The sequence below is a fragment of the Mycolicibacter senuensis genome (assembly GCF_003284925.1).
GTDB classification, from domain to species: Bacteria; Actinomycetota; Actinomycetes; order Mycobacteriales; family Mycobacteriaceae; genus Mycobacterium; species Mycobacterium algericum_A.
Genome location: NZ_QMEX01000284.1, coordinates 1 through 1682, shown reverse-complemented (window position 1 = coordinate 1682; position 1682 = coordinate 1). Strand labels below are relative to the sequence as shown.

Genomic DNA, 1682 nt, shown 5'->3' with positions numbered 1-1682 from the left:
TCGGAGTCCTGGCCGGCGTCGGAGTCCTGGCCGGCGTCGGTGTCCTGGCCGAGTCCGGTGTTCTCGACGTCCTCGGTTTCTTCGATGTCCCGGGCGGCACCGTCGCCCACCGGGTCTTCCGGTGTCACGTGGGGTTCGTCGGGTGGCGTACTCACAGCACGCCCGGGCGGCCGGGAAGGGTCCGGTCGGTCCGCGCCCGCAGCGCGGTCACGATCTCCGGGCCCAGCACGGTCACATCGCCGGCGCCCATGGTGACGATCACGTCACCGGGCCCGGCCGCCGCGGCGACCGCCTGCGGCACCGCGGCGAAGTCCGGCAGGTAGTGCACCGGAACGCTCACATGCTCGGCGACACTGGCCCCGCTCACGCCCGGCAATGGCTGCTCACGCGCACCGTAGACGTCAAGCACGAACACCTCATCGGCACCGTTCAATGAACGGCCGAACTCCGCGGCGAAAGCCTTTGTGCGCGAGTACAAATGCGGCTGAAACACCACCAAACTGCGACCGCTGCCACGCTCGGCGAGCAGTGCGCGGACCGCGGTCAGCGTCGCGGCAATCTCAGTGGGATGGTGTGCGTAGTCGTCGAAGACCCGCACCGACCCCGACGAGCCCGCCGAGCCCACCAATTCGAACCTGCGCCGTACCCCGTCGAAGCCTGCCAGCCCGTCGAGCACGGCATGCAGCGGCGCGCCGACCTCGACCGCAGCCAGCAACGCACCCAGCGCGTTGAGCGCCATGTGCCGACCCGGCACCGCCAGGCGCATCGCCTCCCGGTACGCGGATCCGGCCAGCGCGATCTCGGCGACCGCGCCGGTACCCTGCTGTTCCCAGCTCAACAGCGAACCGGCCAGCTCCTGCTGTCCGGGCCGGTCAGTGCCGTAGCGCAGAACCCGGATGCCCTGTGCCGCAGTGCGATCGGCCAGCTCGGCGGCGCCGGGGTCATCGACGCACACCACCGCCGCGCCGCCCGGCGTGATGCGCTCCATGAACGAGTCGAAGACCCGGGTGTAGGCCTCGGCACTGCCGAAGAAGTCCAGGTGGTCGGCTTCGACGTTGGTCACCACCGCGACGTTCGGGGTGTACTCCAGCAGCGAGCCGTCGCTCTCGTCGGCCTCGGCGACGAAGAACGGTCCGCTGCCGTGATGGGCGTTGGTGCCGGCCTCGGCACCGGCCGAACCCAATTCGCCACCGACCGCGAACGACGGATCCAGCCCGCAGTGCTGCAGCGCGACCACCAGCATCGACGTGGTGGTGGTCTTGCCGTGCGTCCCGGTGACCATCAAGGTGGTGCGCCCGGCCATCAGCATGGCGAGCACCGCCGGCCGCAACACCACCGGAATGCCGCGGCGGCGGGCCTCGACGAGTTCGGGGTTGGTCTTGGGGATCGCCGCGTGGGTGGTCACCACCGTTGTGACACCGCCCGGCAACAGATCCAGCGCCGAGGCGTCGTGGCCGATCCGCACCTGCGCGCCCCGGGCCCGCAGCGCGTGGATCCCGCGCGACTCCTTGGCGTCGGATCCCGACACCAGGCCACCGCGGTCCAGCAGGATGCGGGCGATACCGGACATGCCCGCTCCCCCGATGCCGACCATGTGCACCCGGCTCAGCTCCGGCGGCAGCTGATCAGTGCTCATTTACGGCTCCGAGACCGCCGGCCGGCCACTGCAATGTCCAACGCCG

1 protein-coding gene is annotated in these 1682 nt (G+C 70.6%); it reads right to left on the bottom strand.

Annotated features, from left to right (window positions below; translation table 11 throughout):
* Positions 1 to 151: 151 nt before the first annotated feature.
* Positions 152 to 1636 carry a UDP-N-acetylmuramate--L-alanine ligase gene (gene murC, locus DQP56_RS24135; RefSeq protein ID WP_112689594.1) on the bottom strand — a complete coding sequence of 495 codons (1485 nt, stop codon included), beginning with the start codon at positions 1634 to 1636 and terminating at the stop codon, positions 152 to 154.
* Between the last annotated feature and the right edge of the window lie 46 nt (positions 1637 to 1682).